This window comes from Falsihalocynthiibacter sp. S25ZX9, assembly GCF_041205405.1.
GTDB classification, from domain to species: Bacteria; Pseudomonadota; Alphaproteobacteria; order Rhodobacterales; family Rhodobacteraceae; genus Falsihalocynthiibacter; species Falsihalocynthiibacter arcticus.
Genome location: NZ_JBGFCD010000004.1, coordinates 99654 through 116886 on the forward strand (window position 1 = coordinate 99654; position 17233 = coordinate 116886).

A 17233-nucleotide genomic window follows, 5' to 3' on the forward strand; every position below is an offset into this window, starting at 1 on the left:
CAGTCCAATCCGACCACATTTTGCGCCGCCAATAGCTCCCAGTGAGTCGAGAGGAAATTTATGCCCGTTGTTGTCGTTGAATCGCCCGCGAAAGCCAAAACAATCAATAGCTATCTGGGGAGCAATTACACCGTTCTCGCCAGTTATGGCCACGTTCGCGATTTGCCCGCCAAGAACGGTTCCGTCGATACGGACGCCGATTTCGAGATGAAATGGGAAATCGGATATGACAGCCGTAAGCACGTCAAAGCCATCGCCGACGCACTTGCCCTAGACAATGAATTGATCCTCGCGACCGACCCCGACCGCGAAGGAGAAGCGATTTCTTGGCACCTTCAGGAGGCCCTGACCAAACGCAAAGTGATCAAAAAAGACACGCCCGTCAGCCGCGTGGTCTTTAACGCCATCACGAAATCTGCCGTCACCGAGGCGATGAAAAACCCGCGTCAGGTCGACACGCCGCTCGTCGAAGCCTATTTGGCCCGCCGCGCACTCGACTATCTTGTTGGCTTTAACCTGTCGCCCGTTTTGTGGCGCAAACTGCCCGGTGCGAAATCCGCAGGGCGGGTGCAATCCGTTTGTTTGCGTCTCATCGTTGAACGTGAGGCGGAAATCGACGCCTTTGATGCGCGCGAGTATTGGTCCGTCAAAGCGATGATAGGCACACCCCGTGGCCAACAATTCGAAGCCCGTCTGACCGTATTGGGCGGCAATAAGCTCGATAAATTCGACCTGCCTACAGCCACCGATGCGGAATTGGCCGTTCAAGCTGTTTCAAGCCGGTCCTTGTCTGTACTCATGGTTGAAGCCAAACCCGCCAACCGTAGCCCGTCCGCGCCCTTCATGACATCGACCCTGCAGCAGGAAGCCAGCCGCAAGTTTGGCTTTGGTGCACGTCAAACCATGAGCACCGCGCAACGCCTGTATGAAGCGGGTTACATCACTTATATGCGGACAGACGGCATCGATATGGCACCAGAAGCCATCACCGAAGCCCGCGCCGCGATCACCGACAGATATGGTGCCAACTATATCCCTGAAAAACCCCGTGTTTACAAAAACAAAGCCAAGAATGCCCAAGAGGCCCACGAATGTATTCGCCCAACGGACATGACTTTGGATGCCAGTAAGTTGGCGAAACTTGAGGCCGATCAACGCAAGCTTTATGATCTCATTTGGAAACGTACTTTGGCCAGCCAAATGGCCGGTGCGGTTCTGGAACGCACCTCCGTGGATATCGGCTCTGACGACGGCCAAGTAGTGCTGCGTGCGACCGGTCAGGTTGTTGCGTTTGACGGTTTTATGAAGGTCTATACCGAAGGCCGCGACGATACCGATGACGAGGACGAAAAACGTCTGCCGCAAATTTCCGAAGGCGATGCTGCCCCCCTCGTCGCGGGCGCATTGAGTGCTGATTTTGCTAAAGGTGAAAAATCTGACAGTGTTGTTGAAGCTGTGGGTGCTGGGATGCAACGCAATAGCGGCGCGATCATGACAGAAAATGCCGCTATTTTGGGCCAACAGCACTTTACCCAACCGCCCCCTCGCTTCACCGAGGCCACTTTGGTGAAACGCATGGAAGAATTGGGCATTGGCCGCCCGTCCACATACGCAAGTATTGTGACCACGATTCAAGACCGTGAGTATGTGCGCAAAGACAAAAATCGCCTTATTCCCGAAGACAAAGGCAAAATCGTTACCGTCTTTTTGATGAATTATTTCCGCAAATATGTGGGGTATGATTTCACGGCTGACCTCGAAAGCCAGCTCGATGACGTGAGCGCGGGCGAACGGGATTATAAAGAGGTGTTGCGGCATTTCTGGAAAGACTTTTCGGTCGCCATTGGAGAAACCACGGAACTACGGATTTCCGAAGTTCTCGACCACCTTGATGACGTCCTTGCGCCAACACTCTATCCACCGCGCGAAGATGGGTCCGACCCCCGCATTTGTCCAAAATGCGGCGAAGGCCAACTACACCTAAAAACCTCCAAAACCGGCGGTTTTGTTGGCTGTGGCAATTATCCAGAATGCCGTTACACCCGCCCAATCGGTGGCGAAGGCGACGCAACAGGCGAACGTGTTTTAGGCGAAGACGCCGGAGACGAAATCAGCCTGCGTTCAGGACGTTTTGGACCCTATGTTCAACGGGGCGAAGTCACCGAAGAAAACAAAAAGCCGCCGCGTGCGAGCTTGCCGCGCGGCTGGGAACCCGACGCGTTGGACCTTGAAAAAGCACTGACATTGTTGAGCCTCCCCCGCCAAATCGGCCCACACCCCGAAGACGGGGAGATGGTCGAAAGCAACATCGGACGCTATGGCCCATATGTGAAGCATGGCAAAATCTACGCGAACATTCCTGATGTAGAGGAAGTCTTCACCATCGGGATGAACCGCGCCATGGAAGTGCTGGCGCAAAAGGCAGCCAAAACGGGCCGTGGCGCAGCCGTCGCCCCGTTGAAAGAACTCGGCGAACATCCTGAAGAGGGCGGCCCAATTAATGTCATGGAAGGCCGCTATGGCCCGTATGTAAAATGGGCAAAGATCAACGCGACAATTCCAAAAGACGTTGAGCCAAACGACGTCACAATGGAACTCGCGCTAACTTGGATCGCTGAAAAAGCCGCGAAAAAGCCAACGCGGAAAAAAGCGGCTCCTAAAAAAGCAGCCGCTAAGAAACCCGCGGCCAAGAAGGCGCCCGCCAAGAAACCCGCTGCCAAAAAGACTGCAGCTAAGAAAGCCCCCGCGAAGAAAACGGCGGCGGCGAAAGCGGATGATGGCGACGTCGTCGAATAGAACAAACCCACATCTATAAATAATCAAGCCGCGCCCTTCCTAAGGAGCGCGGCTTTTTTCTGCGTCGCAGCAAAGTCGTTGACACGCGCCCGTACAAAGGCAAAACTCCGCCATCGAGAGAGAGCAGTTAGGGAGTTTGAAATGAAAAAGATCTACGGATCAGCAGCCGAGGCCCTTGATGGCTTGCTGTTTGATGACATGTTCATCGCAGCGGGCGGGTTTGGCCTTTGCGGCATACCGGAATTGCTTTTGGCCGCAATTCGGGACGCAGGCACCAAGAATCTGACCTTTGCATCCAACAATGCGGGTGTTGACGATTTTGGTATTGGAATTTTGCTGCAAACCAAGCAGGTCAAAAAAATGTTGTCCTCATACGTCGGAGAAAACGCAGAGTTTATGCGCCAATATCTATCCGGCGAATTGGATTTGGAATTCAACCCCCAAGGAACTTTGGCGGAACGCATGCGCGCAGGCGGCTGTGGAATCCCCGGTTTCTACACCAAAACGGGCGTTGGCACCGTTATTGCAGAAGGCAAGGAACACAAAGATTTCCGTGGCGAGACCTTTATCCTTGAAGAAGGTATTTTCGCCGATCTTTCTCTCGTTAAAGCATGGAAAGCCGACGAAACTGGCAACCTCGTGTTCCGCAAAACCGCCCGTAATTTCAATCCCCCCGCCGCAATGTGCGGCAAGGTCTGTGTGGTTGAGGTTGAGGAAATTGTACCTACCGGAAGCCTTGACCCTGACTCGATCCATTTGCCCGGCATTTATGTGCATCGGATCATTCAAGGCGATCACGAGAAACGTATCGAACAACGCACAGTGCGGGGGGCCTAGACCATGTGGGATCGCAATCAAATGGCCGAACGGGCCGCGCAGGAATTACAGGACGGCTGGTACGTGAACCTTGGGATCGGCATCCCAACACTCGTTTCCAACTACATTCCCGAGGGTATCGAAGTGACTCTTCAAAGCGAGAATGGTATGTTGGGCATGGGCCCCTTCCCCATTGCAGGCGAGGAAGACGCCGACCTGATCAACGCTGGGAAACAAACGATTACCGAACTGCCGCAAACCGCATATTTTGATAGCGCGCAAAGCTTTGGCATGATCCGTGGTGGCAAAATTGCCATGGCTATTCTCGGTGCGATGGAAGTTGCCGAAAACGGCGACCTCGCGAATTGGATGATTCCGGGCAAGCTCGTCAAGGGTATGGGCGGCGCGATGGACCTTGTTGCCGGCGTCGGTCGCGTTGTGGTTGTGATGGATCACACGAATAAAAAGGGCGAAAGCAAACTTCTTAAGGAATGCACTCTACCCCTTACTGGACAAAAATGTGTTGATCGCATCATCACCAACTTGGGTGTTTTCGATGTGGTCGAGGGCGGATTAAAGCTTATTGAACTTGCCGAGGGGGTGAGCGAAGAAGACGCACGCGCCAGCACGCAAGCCACGTTGGTTTAAACCGAGATCAGAATATTTTAGGGCTGCATTTCTGGATGTGGCCCCAAATAGTAATCAAAATTTAGCTTTTTCACGGTTTTTGTTCCCAATTTGGAAACAGCATCATATTCTTGCCCTAATTAGCATCTAAATCGCAGGCAATGATGACGAGCACCCATACCCCCAAAACGGTAGAAACCGTCGCGCCCCTGCGCCTGCCACCTGTGCATAGATGGCGCGACATTGCGCTATTTGCGGGTCTTTTCGGGCTGGTGATTGCGGGGCTCTTTGGTATTGCCGCCGCAACAGGCTGGGAAGAAACGTGGACTCACATTAAAAACCTCGCCGTTTGGCAAGTTGCGATTTTGCTTCTGCTTTCCCTTGTGAACTACGTCATGCGTGGCCTGCGTTGGCATATTTTGGTGCGTCGGTTGGGGCTCGATTTGAACTTCTCTCAAAATCTACGCCATTTTCTGGGCGGCTTTGCAATGAGTGTGACCCCCGGGCGTTTGGGGGAATTCGTGCGTATGCGATGGATTCGCCGTGAAACTGGGATGCCCGCGGAAAAAACCGCGCCATTGATGTTGATGGATCGGGCGAGCGACCTCGCCGTTATGGCGCTCCTGCTGGCGATCGGTTTGCTGGCGGCGGCAAGTGGGCCCCGTGGTGCGATACCGGTTGCTATTGTCGCTTTGGTAATGGCGTTTGTGGTTACTCGCCCCGCTCTGCTAAGGTTTGTGGTGAATGGCCTTTATAAAACCATCGGCCGCAAGCCACGCTTTTTTGTCCGTGTCCGGCGCGCGTCCGACAGTCTTGCCCAATTTTCACACGGCCCTACGATGTTTATGGCGCTTATACTGGGCGGTATCGGTTGGTTCGCTGAGGGCACATCTTTTTACTATTTAATGAGTTGGCTGGGTTCGGACATTTCGCTCGCAACCTGTGTCGTGATCTTTGTCTTTTCAACACTGGCAGGTGGGCTGACGGGCGCACCGGGTGGAGTGGGTGGAGCAGAAGCGGCGATGATCGCGCTGCTGTCGCTCGAAGGCATTCCGCTTTCAATGAGTATTCCGGCGACTGCCGTAATTCGCCTAACGACCCTTTGGTTTGCGATTGCCATCGGGTTTGTGATTTTTCCAATTGCCGAGAAATATTCGAAACGAGGGGCCTATGCGCTGGAAGTCTGAAAAAGTAAGTGGATGGGGCCGCGTGTTGAGCGCATCAAGTGAAGTTGCACGTCCTGAACGGATGCATGCCTTTGAAACCCTATCCGAAGGTGATTTGGCTCCGGCATTTGGCAATTGCCGCTCTTATGGTGATGCGCCCCTAAACAACAATGGCCGCAGCATTGATATGACGCGCCTTGATCGCATCCTTGGATTTGATGCCGAAACAGGCATTTTGGAAGTCGAAGCTGGGTGCCGGTTGGGCGAGTTGACCCGCCTTTTCGCGCCCCAAGGCTGGCTTCCTGCTGTGCTTCCGGGAACAGGGTTTGCGACCATTGGCGGCGCGATCGCGATGGATGTTCACGGGAAGAACCATCACGGCGCGGGGAGTTTCGGCCAACATGTTGTGTCGATCACGCTGCTTGTGAATGGCAAGAAAAAGACGATCTCGCCCGAAAGTAATGCCTCCCTTTTCAAGGCCACTCTCGGCGGTCTAGGCCAAACGGGCATTATCCTTTCTGCTAAAATCACGATGCTGCCCTGCAAGGGCGACGTCATCATGGTGACCGAACGGCGCGTGGATGGGTTTGACGAATTCCTCTCCCTGCTCGACACCTCATCGGCGACTTATACCGTTGGCTGGATTGACGCGACGGCCAAGGGGAACGCCTTGGGACGCGGCATTTTGGAAGAAGGAGAAACGGGGTCTGGCCTTGTACCTGCACGACAGAAATCCAAATCTATCCCTTTCAACGCGCCTAGTTTTGCGCTTTCGCCGCTCACCGTACGCCTGTTCAACAAGCTGTATTTCAAACGGGTGCCAGATCATGGGCGCACATTGGTTAAGCCGATCACCGATTTCTTTTTCCCACTCGACCGGATTCACGACTGGAACAAACTCTATGGGAAACATGGTTTTCACCAGTTCCAATGCGTAGTGCCAATTGATCAGGCCCCTGCTCTGCGCGAAATGCTCACGCAAATAGCGCATTCTGGATTGGCCAGCCCGCTTGCTGTCTTGAAACGGATGGGCGAAGGGAGTGCTGGATTCATGTCGTTCCCGATGGAAGGCTACGCCTTGGCTGTGGATTTTCCCAACACCGAAGCGGCACGCGTTTTGATCCCGCGGCTTGAAAAACTCACCGCCGAAGCCGGTGGCCGGATTTACTTGGCCAAGGATTCTATGTCCAGTGGCGTACGTATCCGCTCAATGTATCCCGATTATGAAAAATGGCGCGACGAGGTCGAAAAATCCGACCCGAATGGTGCTTTAAAAACCGACCTTATCCGCAGACTCGAGCTTAGGAGCACAAAATGACCGAAACATGGATCATTCTCGGCGCAACCTCGTCCATGGCACGCGCCTTTAGCCGTGCCGTCAGCGAACAAGGCGCAACTGTCCTCCTTGCAGGCCGAGACATGGACGATTTGAAAACCGCGGCCTTGGATTGCAAAACGCGCGGCGCGCGCAGGGCCGAAGCCGTTAAGTTTGACGCCCGCAAGCCTGAAGGCTTTGAAGCGATCATTGAGCGAGCCTGTGCCGAAGAAGGTCTCATCAACGTCGCCTGTTTTGTCGGCTCGATGCCCGATCAATCGGAAATCGATGCGGACCCGAGTTTGATTGCCGGTGTCGTAACCGACAGCTTCACCGGCCCCGCGTGTTTCTTGCAAATGATCGCCCCCGAGATGGAAGCGCGCGGTGGCGGCGCGGTCATTGGGGTCGGGTCTGTCGCTGGAGACCGAGGTCGTATTGGCAACTATGTCTACGGCGCGGCCAAAGCTGGATTTCACACCTATCTTTCGGGATTGCGCAACCGTTTGAACCGCTCTGACGTGCACGTGATGACCGTGAAGCCGGGATTTGTGGACACGGCAATGACATGGGGAATCGAGGGCATGTTCCTTGTCGCCTCGCCCGACGATGTTGCCGCAACCCTTCTCAAGGCCGTGAAGAAAAAGAAAAACACACTGTATACACCGTTTTTCTGGCGCTACATCATGTTGATCATTCGCTCCATTCCAGAGCCGATTTTCAAAAAGCTATCGGTTTAAAACCCGAACCACTGTTGCCATAACCCCGCTGCGTAAAACATGAGTGACAGTGTAAACATCAGGATCCCGAGTCCCTTTTTGTCTTTCAACGCAAAGATTATGGGATCGTGGTCCTGTTTGCCTTGGTAACCAAGAACTAGCATGCGCACGAGCCAAATCGAAATCGGCAAAAGTGCGAACCAAAGCAATCCTTGGGAGGGGTAGAGGCTCGCGGCGTGGTCTGTGAGGCTGTAGAGAAAAAACAAGATGAGCGCGCCGATAATGCCGATAACCCCTAGATACAAAAGGGGTTTGCGATCTTGGCGCGAATACCCTCGCCCGGGTAAGCGCGCATCATCCGTGGCGCCATGCAGTTCAGTTAATCGCTTCACACTTCCTAGGGTTATGAAAATCGGGAAGATAAACACCAACATATAAAGGGAAACGTGAACCCCTCCTGCAGCGGCACCAGCAACTACACGTAGCGTATAGAGCGTCGCAAGCATAATCACATCAACCCAGCGCATCCGTTTTAATCGCATCGAATATGCCAATGAAATCGCCATATAGAGCACGATGATAGCCATGAACTTCGCGCCCAGTAAGGAACTGATCCCTAAGGTTACAAGAGTCAGCACCACATAAAGCAACATGCCATGCTTGATGGAAACTGCACCGCTGGCAAATGGACGGTACTTCTTTTTCGCGTGGACGCGATCTGCCTCAAGATCCAAGAGATCGTTAATAATATAGATGGACGACGCCGCCGCGGAAAAGGCCACAATGCCCAGCGCAACACTCAACCATGACGCAAGCGCGAAATCATGTGCCGCCAAAAGAGGGAGCAAAAGGAGGATATTCTTGACCCATTGATGCGGCCGCATCGCCCGAAGGACGTCTTTTGGAGCGGTGCCATCGTCGATTTCGGTAACAGTCCGCCCGCGCGCGCGTAGCTGGGCCGCTTCTTTTGGAGCCCCGACAACAATTGCAGCGTCGCCCTTCTCCCATATTTGCATATCAACGGGTTCATTCCCCGCATAGTCAAACCCGCCTTCACCAAACCGTTCGACAAGGGCCGCCGCTTTTGTCGAACCCTTCATGTTTATAACACCGTCGGAGGCAAATGTTGTGCCTGTGTGCCCACTGGCCTGCGCAACTGCGGACACCAACTTCTGGTCAGACGCCGACGCCAAATGAACGGGCCGGCCTTGCCCCTTGGCTGCTTGTGCGAGGGCCTCGACCTGTGGATTCACGGGCAACAAGTCACAATTTAGATCGGCGATCTCGGCAAGTTTCGCCTTAAGGAGCGCGCGATCATTAATATGCGCCACGCAAACCTTGAAGGTTTTGGTTGGATGTTTACCAAGCCCAGCCCAAAAACATTCGAAGAGCATGTCGGTCTTGAGATAGGTTCCATCCACATCCAAGACCAACGGTTTCTGATCACCCACCTGAAACCTCGTTTTTATTTGCAAAGACACACCCGTCTGAAACCAATTGCGGTGGGGTGAGGCACATTCCGCGTGCGACCTCCCAAGCAGCGAGGACTTTAGGGACGTAGCCCCGTGTCTCTGTATAGGGAGGCACACCGCCATTTTTGATAACAGCGTTTTCGCCCGCGTTATATCCAGCGAGCACCATCATTGGGTCGCCGTCGAATTTTTCCATCAGCCAATCGAGATAGGCCACGCCGCCCGTGATGTTTTGTTTGGCGTCCGTGGTGTCTTTTACGCCAAAGCGCTCAGCGGTTGCAGGCATGAGCTGCATCAGACCATTTGCGCCCGCCGAGGACGTCACATCCGTACGCCCCCCCGATTCCACGCTAATAATGGCCAATGCCAAGGCGGGAGAGACTTTCGTGCCAATTGTTGCAATCATTATCTCTGTGCCGTGGGCAAAAGTAATATCCTGCAAGGTCTGCAAGCGGGGACTTAGGTTTGCAAGCCCTGATGGCGCTTTTTTGAGATGCAACACCGCCGCGCCCAACCTACCCGGCCCGGAATCTGAAATTTTTGGTGAAATAACCGACCAGTACCATTCGAAAGCATCTTTTTTGGCAATGACCTCAGCCAAGATTTTTTCACCGTCTTCTGTTTCCTCCTGAGGAGCCTCTTCACTCTCTGTTCCATACAGACGCTCGTTTAACGCACGCGCACGCGCCACGGCGGCCTCCTGCACACGGGCTTGCTCAACGGGATCAATCTGAACAGTAATTTTTGGCGGCGCCCCCCGTTGCGGGACTTTAAGGCGCTTGAAAGTAAAATCCTCTACGGGCGCTGGCGACTCCGCCTGCGCGCTCATAGCAAAACAAACTGCTACTGCTCCGAATATCCGCCCGTAGGTCCGCTTCATGCGGTTTTTATCCTGCTCGTTTATTATTTCTACGTGCAGTGTCGCAAATAAATCGACTTCTCGCTAGCAAAACCCATGAAAAAGATTGGCAAAACGGCCATATTCTGTCCGAAACTCAACCACTTCAGAAGAAAATAGAAACAATTATAAGTATTAAATCCATTGTTTTCATATAGATAACTAAAAAAGTGGTAATTATTAACGTCCCCTTAAATATGTACTTTTCGTGCCCAAATGCTGCCCCAATCCGAGGGCTATATATGTACATCCAAGACGAACACGGGGCCAACAAGAGGCCGGCCTACACAACGTGAACGTCAGGGCGAATGAGCAAAATGAATTCTTAGGAGAGACACAATGACTAACTTTATCAAAAACTTCGCAAATGACGAATCCGGTGCCGTAACTGTTGACTGGGTTGTTTTGACAGCCGCAATCGTTGGCCTTGGTGTTGCAGTTCTTGCAACTGTTAAAGACGGCGTAACTACTCTGTCCGAAACAATTTCGACAGAAGTTGGCGCGATCACTGTTGACAACGGTCAACCATAAGAACAGCCGCTGACGAATAAATTCCCGCAGGATTTGGCTGCAAAAACACCAAGCAACATTCAAGATGTCGCCACAATTTGCTGCCAAACTTCATCCAAGACCTGAATTCTCAGGCAAACAAACTTAGTAAGGATTAACAACATGACTAACTTTATCAAAAACTTCGCGAACGACGAATCTGGTGCCGTAACCGTTGACTGGGTTGTTCTTACAGCTGCAATCGTTGGCTTGGGTGTCGCAGTTCTCGCAACTGTACGTGACGGCGTAACAACATTGTCGGAAACTATTTCGACACAAGTTGGCGCGATCACTGTAGACAACGGTCAGCCATAAAACCCGTACAAACTTAGGTTTGTATCCGCCGCGCTCCTTTAGTTAGGGCGCGGCATTTTTCATGGAATGCCCATTCTCAATGGACACAAACATACCGTGTGAAATGCAAAAATCTGCCACAATCCCTCCCCACAATACCTACAGATCTCGGTGAGAAAATCGGTGTTAAATGTCCTACAGAAAGAAGGAATGAAGCCATGACTAACCTTTTCAAAGCTTTTGCAAAGAGCGAATCCGGCGCAGTCACTGTTGACTGGGTCGTACTAACGGCGGGCATCGTCGGTTTAAGTATTGGTGTGATTTATTCACTCGCGAGCTCCTCATCCAATGTCGCCAGCAACATCAGCGAACAAGTGGCCGAAATTGAAGTCATTTCCGAATGATATTTGTTTCCATTTTAGAGGGAATTCATAATTTTCCCGCCGAAACTCCACGGATTTGACACAATCAGCGCGCAATATTGGTTATCGAGTAACGGCTTTTCCGACAACGTCTGAGAAAAGCAACAATAATGAAAGGGCAGAAAATGCGATTGGTTTTTGGATTGGTCCTCATGCTTGGCTTAGGCCTAGCTGGTTTCGCAGTATATACCGCAAAGGGCTTCATTGAAGGCAAAGAAAACCAGTTGGCCCGCGAACGCGCTGCTGCTGCGAAAATTGTTCCGACACTTGATGTTTATGTTACGACACGCCGCGTAGTATATGGCGAGCGTCTTACTCTCAAAGATATCAAGACCATTGCCTGGCCAGAAAACGCGATCCCTGAGGGTGCTTTTACTTCGGAAGAAGCGCTTTTCTCTAAGGGGAAAGATGAGCCACGTACAGTATTACGCACCATGGAGCTCGGAGAGCCCATCATGGCCGTCAAAGTTACCGCCCCCGGCGAAGATGCTGGAATTACCTCGCGGCTAACCAAAGGAATGCGCGCGTTTGCCATCAAAGTTGACGTCACAACAGGTGTTTCCGGGTTCTTGCGTCCGGGTGATCAGGTTGACGTTTATTGGTCCGGTTCTAGCAACGGTAATGATGTGACCAAACTTATCGAAACCAATGTTCAGTTGATTGCCGTCGATCAGACCGCGAATTCGGACCGCTCCGATGCGGCGATTGCACGAAACGTAACCGTAGAGATCACGCCACAGCAGGTTGCGGCATTGGCGCAAGCGCAAGCAACCGGTCGCCTTGCCCTGTCACTTGTCGGGGCTCAGGATGACACAGTTGCTGATGCAAATATCGAAATCAACCAACGAGACCTATTGGGCATTGTTACCCAACAAGTCGTGGAAGTCGAACAACAAGAAGTTTGTACTATTCGAACACGCCGAGGCGCGGAAGTTGTTGAAATTCCAATTCCCTGTACCAATTAGAACATTCTAAAAATCTGAAGGGCGCACACTCTATATAGAGTCTGCGCCCGACCCCAATCACAACAGATTGTTTTGTGTTGCGACTTATCCACATCAATATCCCCCCTCAATGCTTTGATTCTTGCAATGAAAATTGCTTTGCGTCATTGTAGCTTTAAAATGGGCAACAAAAGACCCAATAAATAGAGGCGTGGTCGGAGAGGCGGGATCACAATGATGATCAAAAAAATACTTACAGCAGCATGTTTTGGCGCAATTTTGGGCTCAGCAGTCCCACTATCAGCACAAGCAGAAACACTTAAAGTCCTGCGGGGGTCGACCTCAACTGCGTTGAGCGTCCCGATGAACCGCGCGGTCGTTGTGGAAAGCGAAACTCCTTTTGCGGAACTTTCCATCGCAAACCCAGGAATCGCGGACATTTCCACACTTTCTGATCGAACGATCTATGTTTTGGGCAAAGCGCCCGGGCGGACGACGTTGACCCTTCTTGGAGGCGACGGAAATCTTCTTACAAACGTAGAAGTTCAGGTCACGCCAGACATTGCTGAATTCAAAGAGCGTTTGAAACAAATCCTTCCGAGCGAGCAGATTCAAGTCCGCACAGCAAATGACGGTATAGTCCTTTCTGGTACGGTTTCCAGTATTGCACGCTTGGATCGTGCGATGGACCTTGCGCAAAGATACGCTCCTGAGCGCGTCTCCAACCTCATGGTTGTTGGCGGCAATCAGCAAGTCATGCTCAAAGTTCGCTTTGCAGAGATGAACCGCTCCGTGCGCAAGAGTCTTAGTGCAAGCGTCGGTGTTACGGGCCTTCTTGCAAATGGTTCGGTCGGCACAACGGCTGGTTCTGGCCAATATTCCAACAGCACCCTATTGAACAACGCGATCAATAATGGGTCCACAGCTTCGACCAACGCAGGTGATCGTGCTGGCGCGATGCTCTTTGGCTTCAATGCGGGTGCAACACAAGTTGCCGTAATGCTCGAAGCCCTTGAAAGCAAGGGTGTTGTTCGTACGCTCGCAGAACCAAACTTGACGGCTATTTCCGGACAAGAAGCTAAATTCTTGGCGGGTGGTGAATACCCTGTTCCAGTCGCAAGTGAAACATCAAGCGGTGGATCAACAACAACGGTTGAATATAAACCCTTCGGTATTTCGCTAAACTTCATTCCACGCGTTGTTGATAATGACATCATAAACCTGTCGCTCAACGCCTCGGTTTCGAGCCTCGATACTTCAAACGGTATTGACGTGAACGGCTTCCGCATTGACGCCTTCAAAACGCGCGAAACCTCGACAACAGTTGAGATGCGCGACGGTGAGAGTTTTGCCATCGCCGGTTTGCTAATGGATGACTTTCAGGACCTTAACAGTCAGGTTCCATGGGTCGGGGACATCCCTATTCTTGGATCTCTTTTCCGCAGCGCCGAATACCAACGGGCCCAAACTGAACTTGTGATCATCATCACACCTCACTTGGTGACCCCAACGCGCGGCGAAGCCCTTGCTCTTCCAACGGATCGCATTCGAATCCCGACTGAAAGTGAGCTCTTTCTATTTGGCAAAGTTGCCGGTTCAAAAACACCTAAAGGCGTTGCCGGGGAAGTTGCCAAGCAAGAATTTGGCGGATCCTACGGTTACGTGATGGAGTAAGTAAATGCAGCGGTTTATGTCTAAAGCAGCCTTCGTAAAATCTTTCGCAATGGTTAGTCTAGTTGCAGTCGCCTCTTGTAGTACAGAAGCTGGCTCGGAATTGGACGAGGGCAGTTTCGGAAACCCGACCATGAACAATATATTGGTCGAAACCGGGCAAAAATCTTATGCCGTTGATTTGGCAAAGCGTTTTGCTGAAGAAACACCGTCAACAATCAATTTCGCATTCAACTCATCCCAGTTGGATGACAACGCCCGCGCCGCACTTGCGATTCAGGCAAAATGGATTGCCCAGTTCCCTGAAATGAAGTTCAAAGTCTATGGCCACACCGATCTGGTTGGCTCTGTGGCTTACAACAAGGCCTTGGGACTGCGCCGCGCACAAGCTGCGGTTAACTATATCGAAAGTCAGGGAATTAGCCGCAGTCGCCTTGCGGCTGTTGTATCATACGGTAAGTCTCAGCCTTTAATTGATACCAACAATCCAAATCGCGAAAACCGTCGTACAGTTACTGAGGTGGACGGTTTCTTAAAGAATCACCCAACCGTACTCAATGGTAAGTATGCAGAAGTGGTTTTCCGCGAGTATGTTGCAAGCGCAACTTACCAAACCGAACTGACTGGGACGGGTGCTGCCGGAAACAGTCAATAGTCTCAAGATACCGCACAATTATAGCTTTTTGGCCCTAATGTTGCCCAGATTGACTGCCATTCTCAAAAAATGGGAGCAGTACACGCAGAATGACTTGCGTGTATGGGCGACAACGGGACGATCCATCACTTGAGCAGTGTAATGTGGGTTGTCATTTAGAACCGTTTTCGTCCTTTAACAGAAGGACGTGAGGCAAATGACGAGTAACGCAATGCTGCAGCCAGAGTTGGCACCGATCGTAGCGTGTACCATCTCTCGCGATGTGCAAAACTTCGATCTTTTGATCGAGGACATGGAAACAGAACTCGGCGAGAGCTGGGGAGACTTGACGTTCCAAGACGCACTCGCTTTTTTAGGACAAGATGAAGCCCAAGGGCTTGAGTTCGTCGCCATCGCGGTTGACGACCAAGACGAAGAGGACCTGTCCCTAATATCCAACCTGATCACTGCGGCGAAAACCTCGGAAGTTAAGGTGATATTAATCGCCGACGATGTGAGCCCCATTGCTCTGCACAAATTATTGCGGTTGGGCGCGGATGATTTCATCCCCTACCCGCTTCCAGAAAACGAACTGCATGAGGCCATCGAACGGCTTCGCCAGAAACCGAGCCTTGCAGCCGCAGCGGTGGCGGAGGTTCCACTTACGACCACGCTTAAGGCGACCAATGACCATAGTGGCGTTGTTCTACCGGTCCACGGACTTGCCGGAGGCACTGGCGCGACTACTTTCGCTGTGAACTTGGCGTGGGAACTCGCGACAATCGACAAAAAGAACCCACCGCGCGTGTGTTTGCTTGATCTGGATTTCCAGTTTGGATCCGCATCCACATTCCTGGATTTACCGCGTCGCGACCTCGTTTACGAAATGTTGACGGATACCGACACGATGGACAGTGAAAGCTTCATGCATACGCTTTTGTCCTATAACGAGAAGCTCCACGTGCTGACGGCGCCTGCGGAAATCTTGCCGCTGGATATTATTGGCCCGGAAGAAGTACTAAAAATCGTTGAAACCGCACGGACCAACTTCGATTACGTGGTCATTGATATGCCTTCGACTTTGGTTGCGTGGACAGAAGCGGTTCTTCAGCAAGCGCATATTTACTTCGCGATGGTAGAATTGGACATGCGCTCTGCCCAAAACGCATTGCGGATGATCCGCGCCCTGAAGGCAGAACAACTGCCCTACGAGAAAATGCGTTTCGTACTCAATCGTGGGCCAAAATTCACGGATATTGCGGGAAAAACGCGGGTCAAGCGGATGGCGGAAAGCCTGGATATACACATCGAAGTCCAGCTGCCAGACGGCGGCAAGCAGATCGTGCAAGCAAATGACCACGGTCAACCGCTAGCCGAAAGCGCTCCGAAGTCTCCGCTTCGCAAAGAAATTCACAAACTGGCCCTGTCGCTACACAAGCACAATTTGGCTGAAGCTACAGGATCGTAAGGGGTTACCATGTTTTCACGTTACAGCAAAAAAGACGCCGTCACTTCAGCAGCTAAACTTGTGGAGGCCGCTCCAAAGGTTACTTCGAGCGCGCCCAAAGCGCCGAGCCTTCGCAAGGCTTTGGTCGCAGGAGCCGCTGCGCCCCAAGACAAAGAAGTTAAACGCAAATCCCGTCTCAGCGAGATCAAAGTTGAGATTCACAGTCGCCTATTGGACAACCTGAACTTAGCGGCCTTGGAAAAAGCGAGCGAAAAAGATTTGCGCGCCGAAATTCTTGCCATAGCAAGTGAGTCCCTGGAAGATATGGGAGTTGTTCTCAATCGCGAAGAGCGGGCGGCGCTGAACGGAGAGCTTTTTGACGAAGTGACCGGCCTTGGCCCGCTCGAACCTCTCCTGAGGGATGAGACCGTGAACGATATTCTCGTGAATGGCCCACAGCAAATATTCGTGGAGCGCGACGGGAAACTGGAACTCACCAGCATCACTTTTAAGGACGAAAAGCACCTTCTGCGGATTATCGACAAAATCGTTTCCGCCGTTGGCCGTCGTGTTGATGAGAGCAACCCTTATGTGGATGCGCGGCTTCAAGATGGCTCTCGTTTTAACGCCATGGTGCCCCCGGTTGCCGTGGACGGCAGCCTGGTCTCGATTCGTAAGTTCAAAAAGGACAAGCTGGGCATTGATGATCTGGTAAACTTCGGTGCCTTCACCGAGGAAATGGCCGCCTATCTACAGGCCGCCGTTGCCACTCGCTTAAATATCATCGTTTCTGGCGGTACTGGTTCGGGTAAAACGACCACACTGAACGCGCTTTCGTCCTTCATTGATAACGCCGAACGTATCCTAACAATCGAGGATACGGCGGAGCTTCAACTCCAGCAAACACATGTTGGACGCATGGAGAGTCGCCCGCCAAACGTTGAGGGCAAAGGCGAAGTTTCCGCGCGCGACTGTTTGAAAAACGCCCTTCGGATGCGCCCAGACCGTATCATTGTTGGGGAGACGCGTGGCGAAGAAGTTATCGACATGTTGCAAGCCATGAACACGGGCCATGACGGCTCTATGACCACAATCCACGCCAACTCGGCGCGCGATGGTGTCAGCCGTCTGGAAAATATGATCGCGATGGCCGGCATTGAGATGCCGCTCAAGGCTGTGCGCAGCCAGATTTCTTCGGCTGTTAACCTCATCGTTCAAGCCAGCCGCCTTCAAGATGGCTCGCGCCGCATGACCTCGATTACCGAAATCACGGGCATGGAAGGCGACGTGATTTCGATGCAGGAAATATTTAGATATCAACGTGTTGGACTAACCCCCGATAACAAGATTATTGGTCACTTCACAGCCACAGGTGTGCGCAGCCACTTCTCAGAGCGGTTCCGCATGTGGGGTTATGATTTGCCAGCCACCTTGTTTGAACCCACCAAAATGGCCGCGGAGTAAAT

The 17233-nt window shown here is 52.1% G+C and carries 16 protein-coding genes; 14 read left to right on the plus strand and 2 right to left on the minus strand.

Annotated features, from left to right (window positions below; all coding sequences use genetic code 11):
• The first annotated feature begins 60 nt into the window (after positions 1-60).
• The 6 genes from topA to AB9F29_RS06360 all read left to right on the plus strand — a co-directional run bounded on the left by topA (position 61) and on the right by AB9F29_RS06360 (position 7457).
• A complete protein-coding gene (gene topA / locus AB9F29_RS06335; RefSeq protein ID WP_335585013.1) occupies positions 61-2796 on the plus strand; it encodes a type I DNA topoisomerase in 2736 nt (911 codons plus the stop codon).
• A gap of 141 nt (positions 2797-2937) precedes the next feature.
• Entirely contained in the window at positions 2938-3633 is a 696-nt protein-coding gene (locus AB9F29_RS06340; protein WP_335585014.1) for a CoA transferase subunit A, read from the plus strand.
• A gap of 3 nt (positions 3634-3636) precedes the next feature.
• Entirely contained in the window at positions 3637-4260 is a 624-nt protein-coding gene (locus AB9F29_RS06345; protein ID WP_039001478.1) for a CoA transferase subunit B, read from the plus strand.
• A gap of 143 nt (positions 4261-4403) precedes the next feature.
• Positions 4404-5426 carry a lysylphosphatidylglycerol synthase transmembrane domain-containing protein gene (locus AB9F29_RS06350; protein WP_335585015.1) on the plus strand — a complete coding sequence of 341 codons (1023 nt, stop codon included), beginning with the start codon at positions 4404-4406 and terminating at the stop codon, positions 5424-5426.
• Entirely contained in the window at positions 5410-6723 is a 1314-nt protein-coding gene (locus tag AB9F29_RS06355; protein WP_369755000.1) for an FAD-binding protein, read from the plus strand. Before AB9F29_RS06350 ends, AB9F29_RS06355 begins: the two co-directional genes overlap by 17 nt.
• Positions 6720-7457: an SDR family oxidoreductase gene (locus AB9F29_RS06360; protein ID WP_369755001.1), complete on the plus strand. Its 738-nt coding sequence runs from the start codon at positions 6720-6722 to the stop codon at positions 7455-7457. The genes AB9F29_RS06355 and AB9F29_RS06360 overlap by 4 nt, the downstream gene beginning before the upstream one ends.
• Here AB9F29_RS06360 and AB9F29_RS06365 read toward each other — a convergent pair.
• Both AB9F29_RS06365 and AB9F29_RS06370 read right to left on the minus strand, forming a co-directional pair.
• Entirely contained in the window at positions 7454-8887 is a 1434-nt protein-coding gene (locus tag AB9F29_RS06365) for a UbiA family prenyltransferase (protein WP_369755002.1), read from the minus strand. The two genes, AB9F29_RS06360 and AB9F29_RS06365, sit on opposite strands and share 4 nt — an antisense overlap.
• The gene (locus tag AB9F29_RS06370) at positions 8880-9788 is read right to left on the minus strand and encodes a lytic transglycosylase domain-containing protein (RefSeq protein WP_335585019.1); all 909 of its coding nucleotides are present in this window, start codon (positions 9786-9788) and stop codon (positions 8880-8882) included. Before AB9F29_RS06370 ends, AB9F29_RS06365 begins: the two co-directional genes overlap by 8 nt.
• 357 nt (positions 9789-10145) lie before the next feature.
• On the opposite strand from AB9F29_RS06370, the gene AB9F29_RS06375 reads away from it, so the two are divergent.
• The 8 genes from AB9F29_RS06375 (at position 10146) to AB9F29_RS06410 (ending at position 17231) form a co-directional block, all read left to right on the plus strand.
• Positions 10146-10337, plus strand: a complete 192-nt coding sequence (locus AB9F29_RS06375; protein WP_369755003.1) for a Flp family type IVb pilin — start codon at positions 10146-10148, stop codon at positions 10335-10337.
• 141 nt (positions 10338-10478) lie between these two features.
• Complete coding sequence (locus tag AB9F29_RS06380) at positions 10479-10670, plus strand: Flp family type IVb pilin (RefSeq protein WP_369755004.1); 192 nt, start codon at positions 10479-10481, stop codon at positions 10668-10670.
• A 197-nt stretch (positions 10671-10867) separates the two neighbouring features.
• Positions 10868-11053 (plus strand): hypothetical protein, encoded by a 186-nt coding sequence (locus AB9F29_RS06385; protein WP_335585022.1) that lies wholly within the window; start codon positions 10868-10870, stop codon positions 11051-11053.
• A 143-nt stretch (positions 11054-11196) separates the two neighbouring features.
• Positions 11197-12036: a Flp pilus assembly protein CpaB gene (gene cpaB, locus AB9F29_RS06390; RefSeq protein WP_335585023.1), complete on the plus strand. Its 840-nt coding sequence runs from the start codon at positions 11197-11199 to the stop codon at positions 12034-12036.
• 213 nt (positions 12037-12249) lie between these two features.
• Positions 12250-13689: a type II and III secretion system protein family protein gene (locus AB9F29_RS06395; protein ID WP_369755005.1), complete on the plus strand. Its 1440-nt coding sequence runs from the start codon at positions 12250-12252 to the stop codon at positions 13687-13689.
• Between the two features lie 4 nt (positions 13690-13693).
• Positions 13694-14341, plus strand: a complete 648-nt coding sequence (locus AB9F29_RS06400) for an OmpA family protein (protein WP_335585025.1) — start codon at positions 13694-13696, stop codon at positions 14339-14341.
• A 196-nt stretch (positions 14342-14537) separates the two neighbouring features.
• Entirely contained in the window at positions 14538-15788 is a 1251-nt protein-coding gene (locus AB9F29_RS06405) for an AAA family ATPase (protein ID WP_335585026.1), read from the plus strand.
• 9 nt (positions 15789-15797) lie between these two features.
• The gene (locus AB9F29_RS06410) at positions 15798-17231 is read left to right on the plus strand and encodes a CpaF family protein (protein WP_335585027.1); all 1434 of its coding nucleotides are present in this window, start codon (positions 15798-15800) and stop codon (positions 17229-17231) included.
• Positions 17232-17233 lie beyond the last annotated feature (2 nt).

Coding starts and splice junctions, on each gene's coding strand:
- AB9F29_RS06345 (WP_039001478.1), top strand. CDS start 3,637: ATGTGGGATCGCAATCAAATGGCCGAACGGGCCGCGCAGGAATTACAG.
- AB9F29_RS06400 (WP_335585025.1), top strand. CDS start 13,694: ATGCAGCGGTTTATGTCTAAAGCAGCCTTCGTAAAATCTTTCGCAATG.
- AB9F29_RS06360 (WP_369755001.1), top strand. CDS start 6,720: ATGACCGAAACATGGATCATTCTCGGCGCAACCTCGTCCATGGCACGC.
- topA (WP_335585013.1), top strand. CDS start 61: ATGCCCGTTGTTGTCGTTGAATCGCCCGCGAAAGCCAAAACAATCAAT.
- AB9F29_RS06355 (WP_369755000.1), top strand. CDS start 5,410: ATGCGCTGGAAGTCTGAAAAAGTAAGTGGATGGGGCCGCGTGTTGAGC.
- AB9F29_RS06380 (WP_369755004.1), top strand. CDS start 10,479: ATGACTAACTTTATCAAAAACTTCGCGAACGACGAATCTGGTGCCGTA.
- AB9F29_RS06350 (WP_335585015.1), top strand. CDS start 4,404: ATGACGAGCACCCATACCCCCAAAACGGTAGAAACCGTCGCGCCCCTG.
- AB9F29_RS06405 (WP_335585026.1), top strand. CDS start 14,538: ATGACGAGTAACGCAATGCTGCAGCCAGAGTTGGCACCGATCGTAGCG.
- AB9F29_RS06410 (WP_335585027.1), top strand. CDS start 15,798: ATGTTTTCACGTTACAGCAAAAAAGACGCCGTCACTTCAGCAGCTAAA.
- AB9F29_RS06340 (WP_335585014.1), top strand. CDS start 2,938: ATGAAAAAGATCTACGGATCAGCAGCCGAGGCCCTTGATGGCTTGCTG.
- AB9F29_RS06370 (WP_335585019.1), bottom strand. CDS start 9,788: ATGAAGCGGACCTACGGGCGGATATTCGGAGCAGTAGCAGTTTGTTTT.
- AB9F29_RS06385 (WP_335585022.1), top strand. CDS start 10,868: ATGACTAACCTTTTCAAAGCTTTTGCAAAGAGCGAATCCGGCGCAGTC.
- AB9F29_RS06375 (WP_369755003.1), top strand. CDS start 10,146: ATGACTAACTTTATCAAAAACTTCGCAAATGACGAATCCGGTGCCGTA.
- AB9F29_RS06395 (WP_369755005.1), top strand. CDS start 12,250: ATGATGATCAAAAAAATACTTACAGCAGCATGTTTTGGCGCAATTTTG.
- cpaB (WP_335585023.1), top strand. CDS start 11,197: ATGCGATTGGTTTTTGGATTGGTCCTCATGCTTGGCTTAGGCCTAGCT.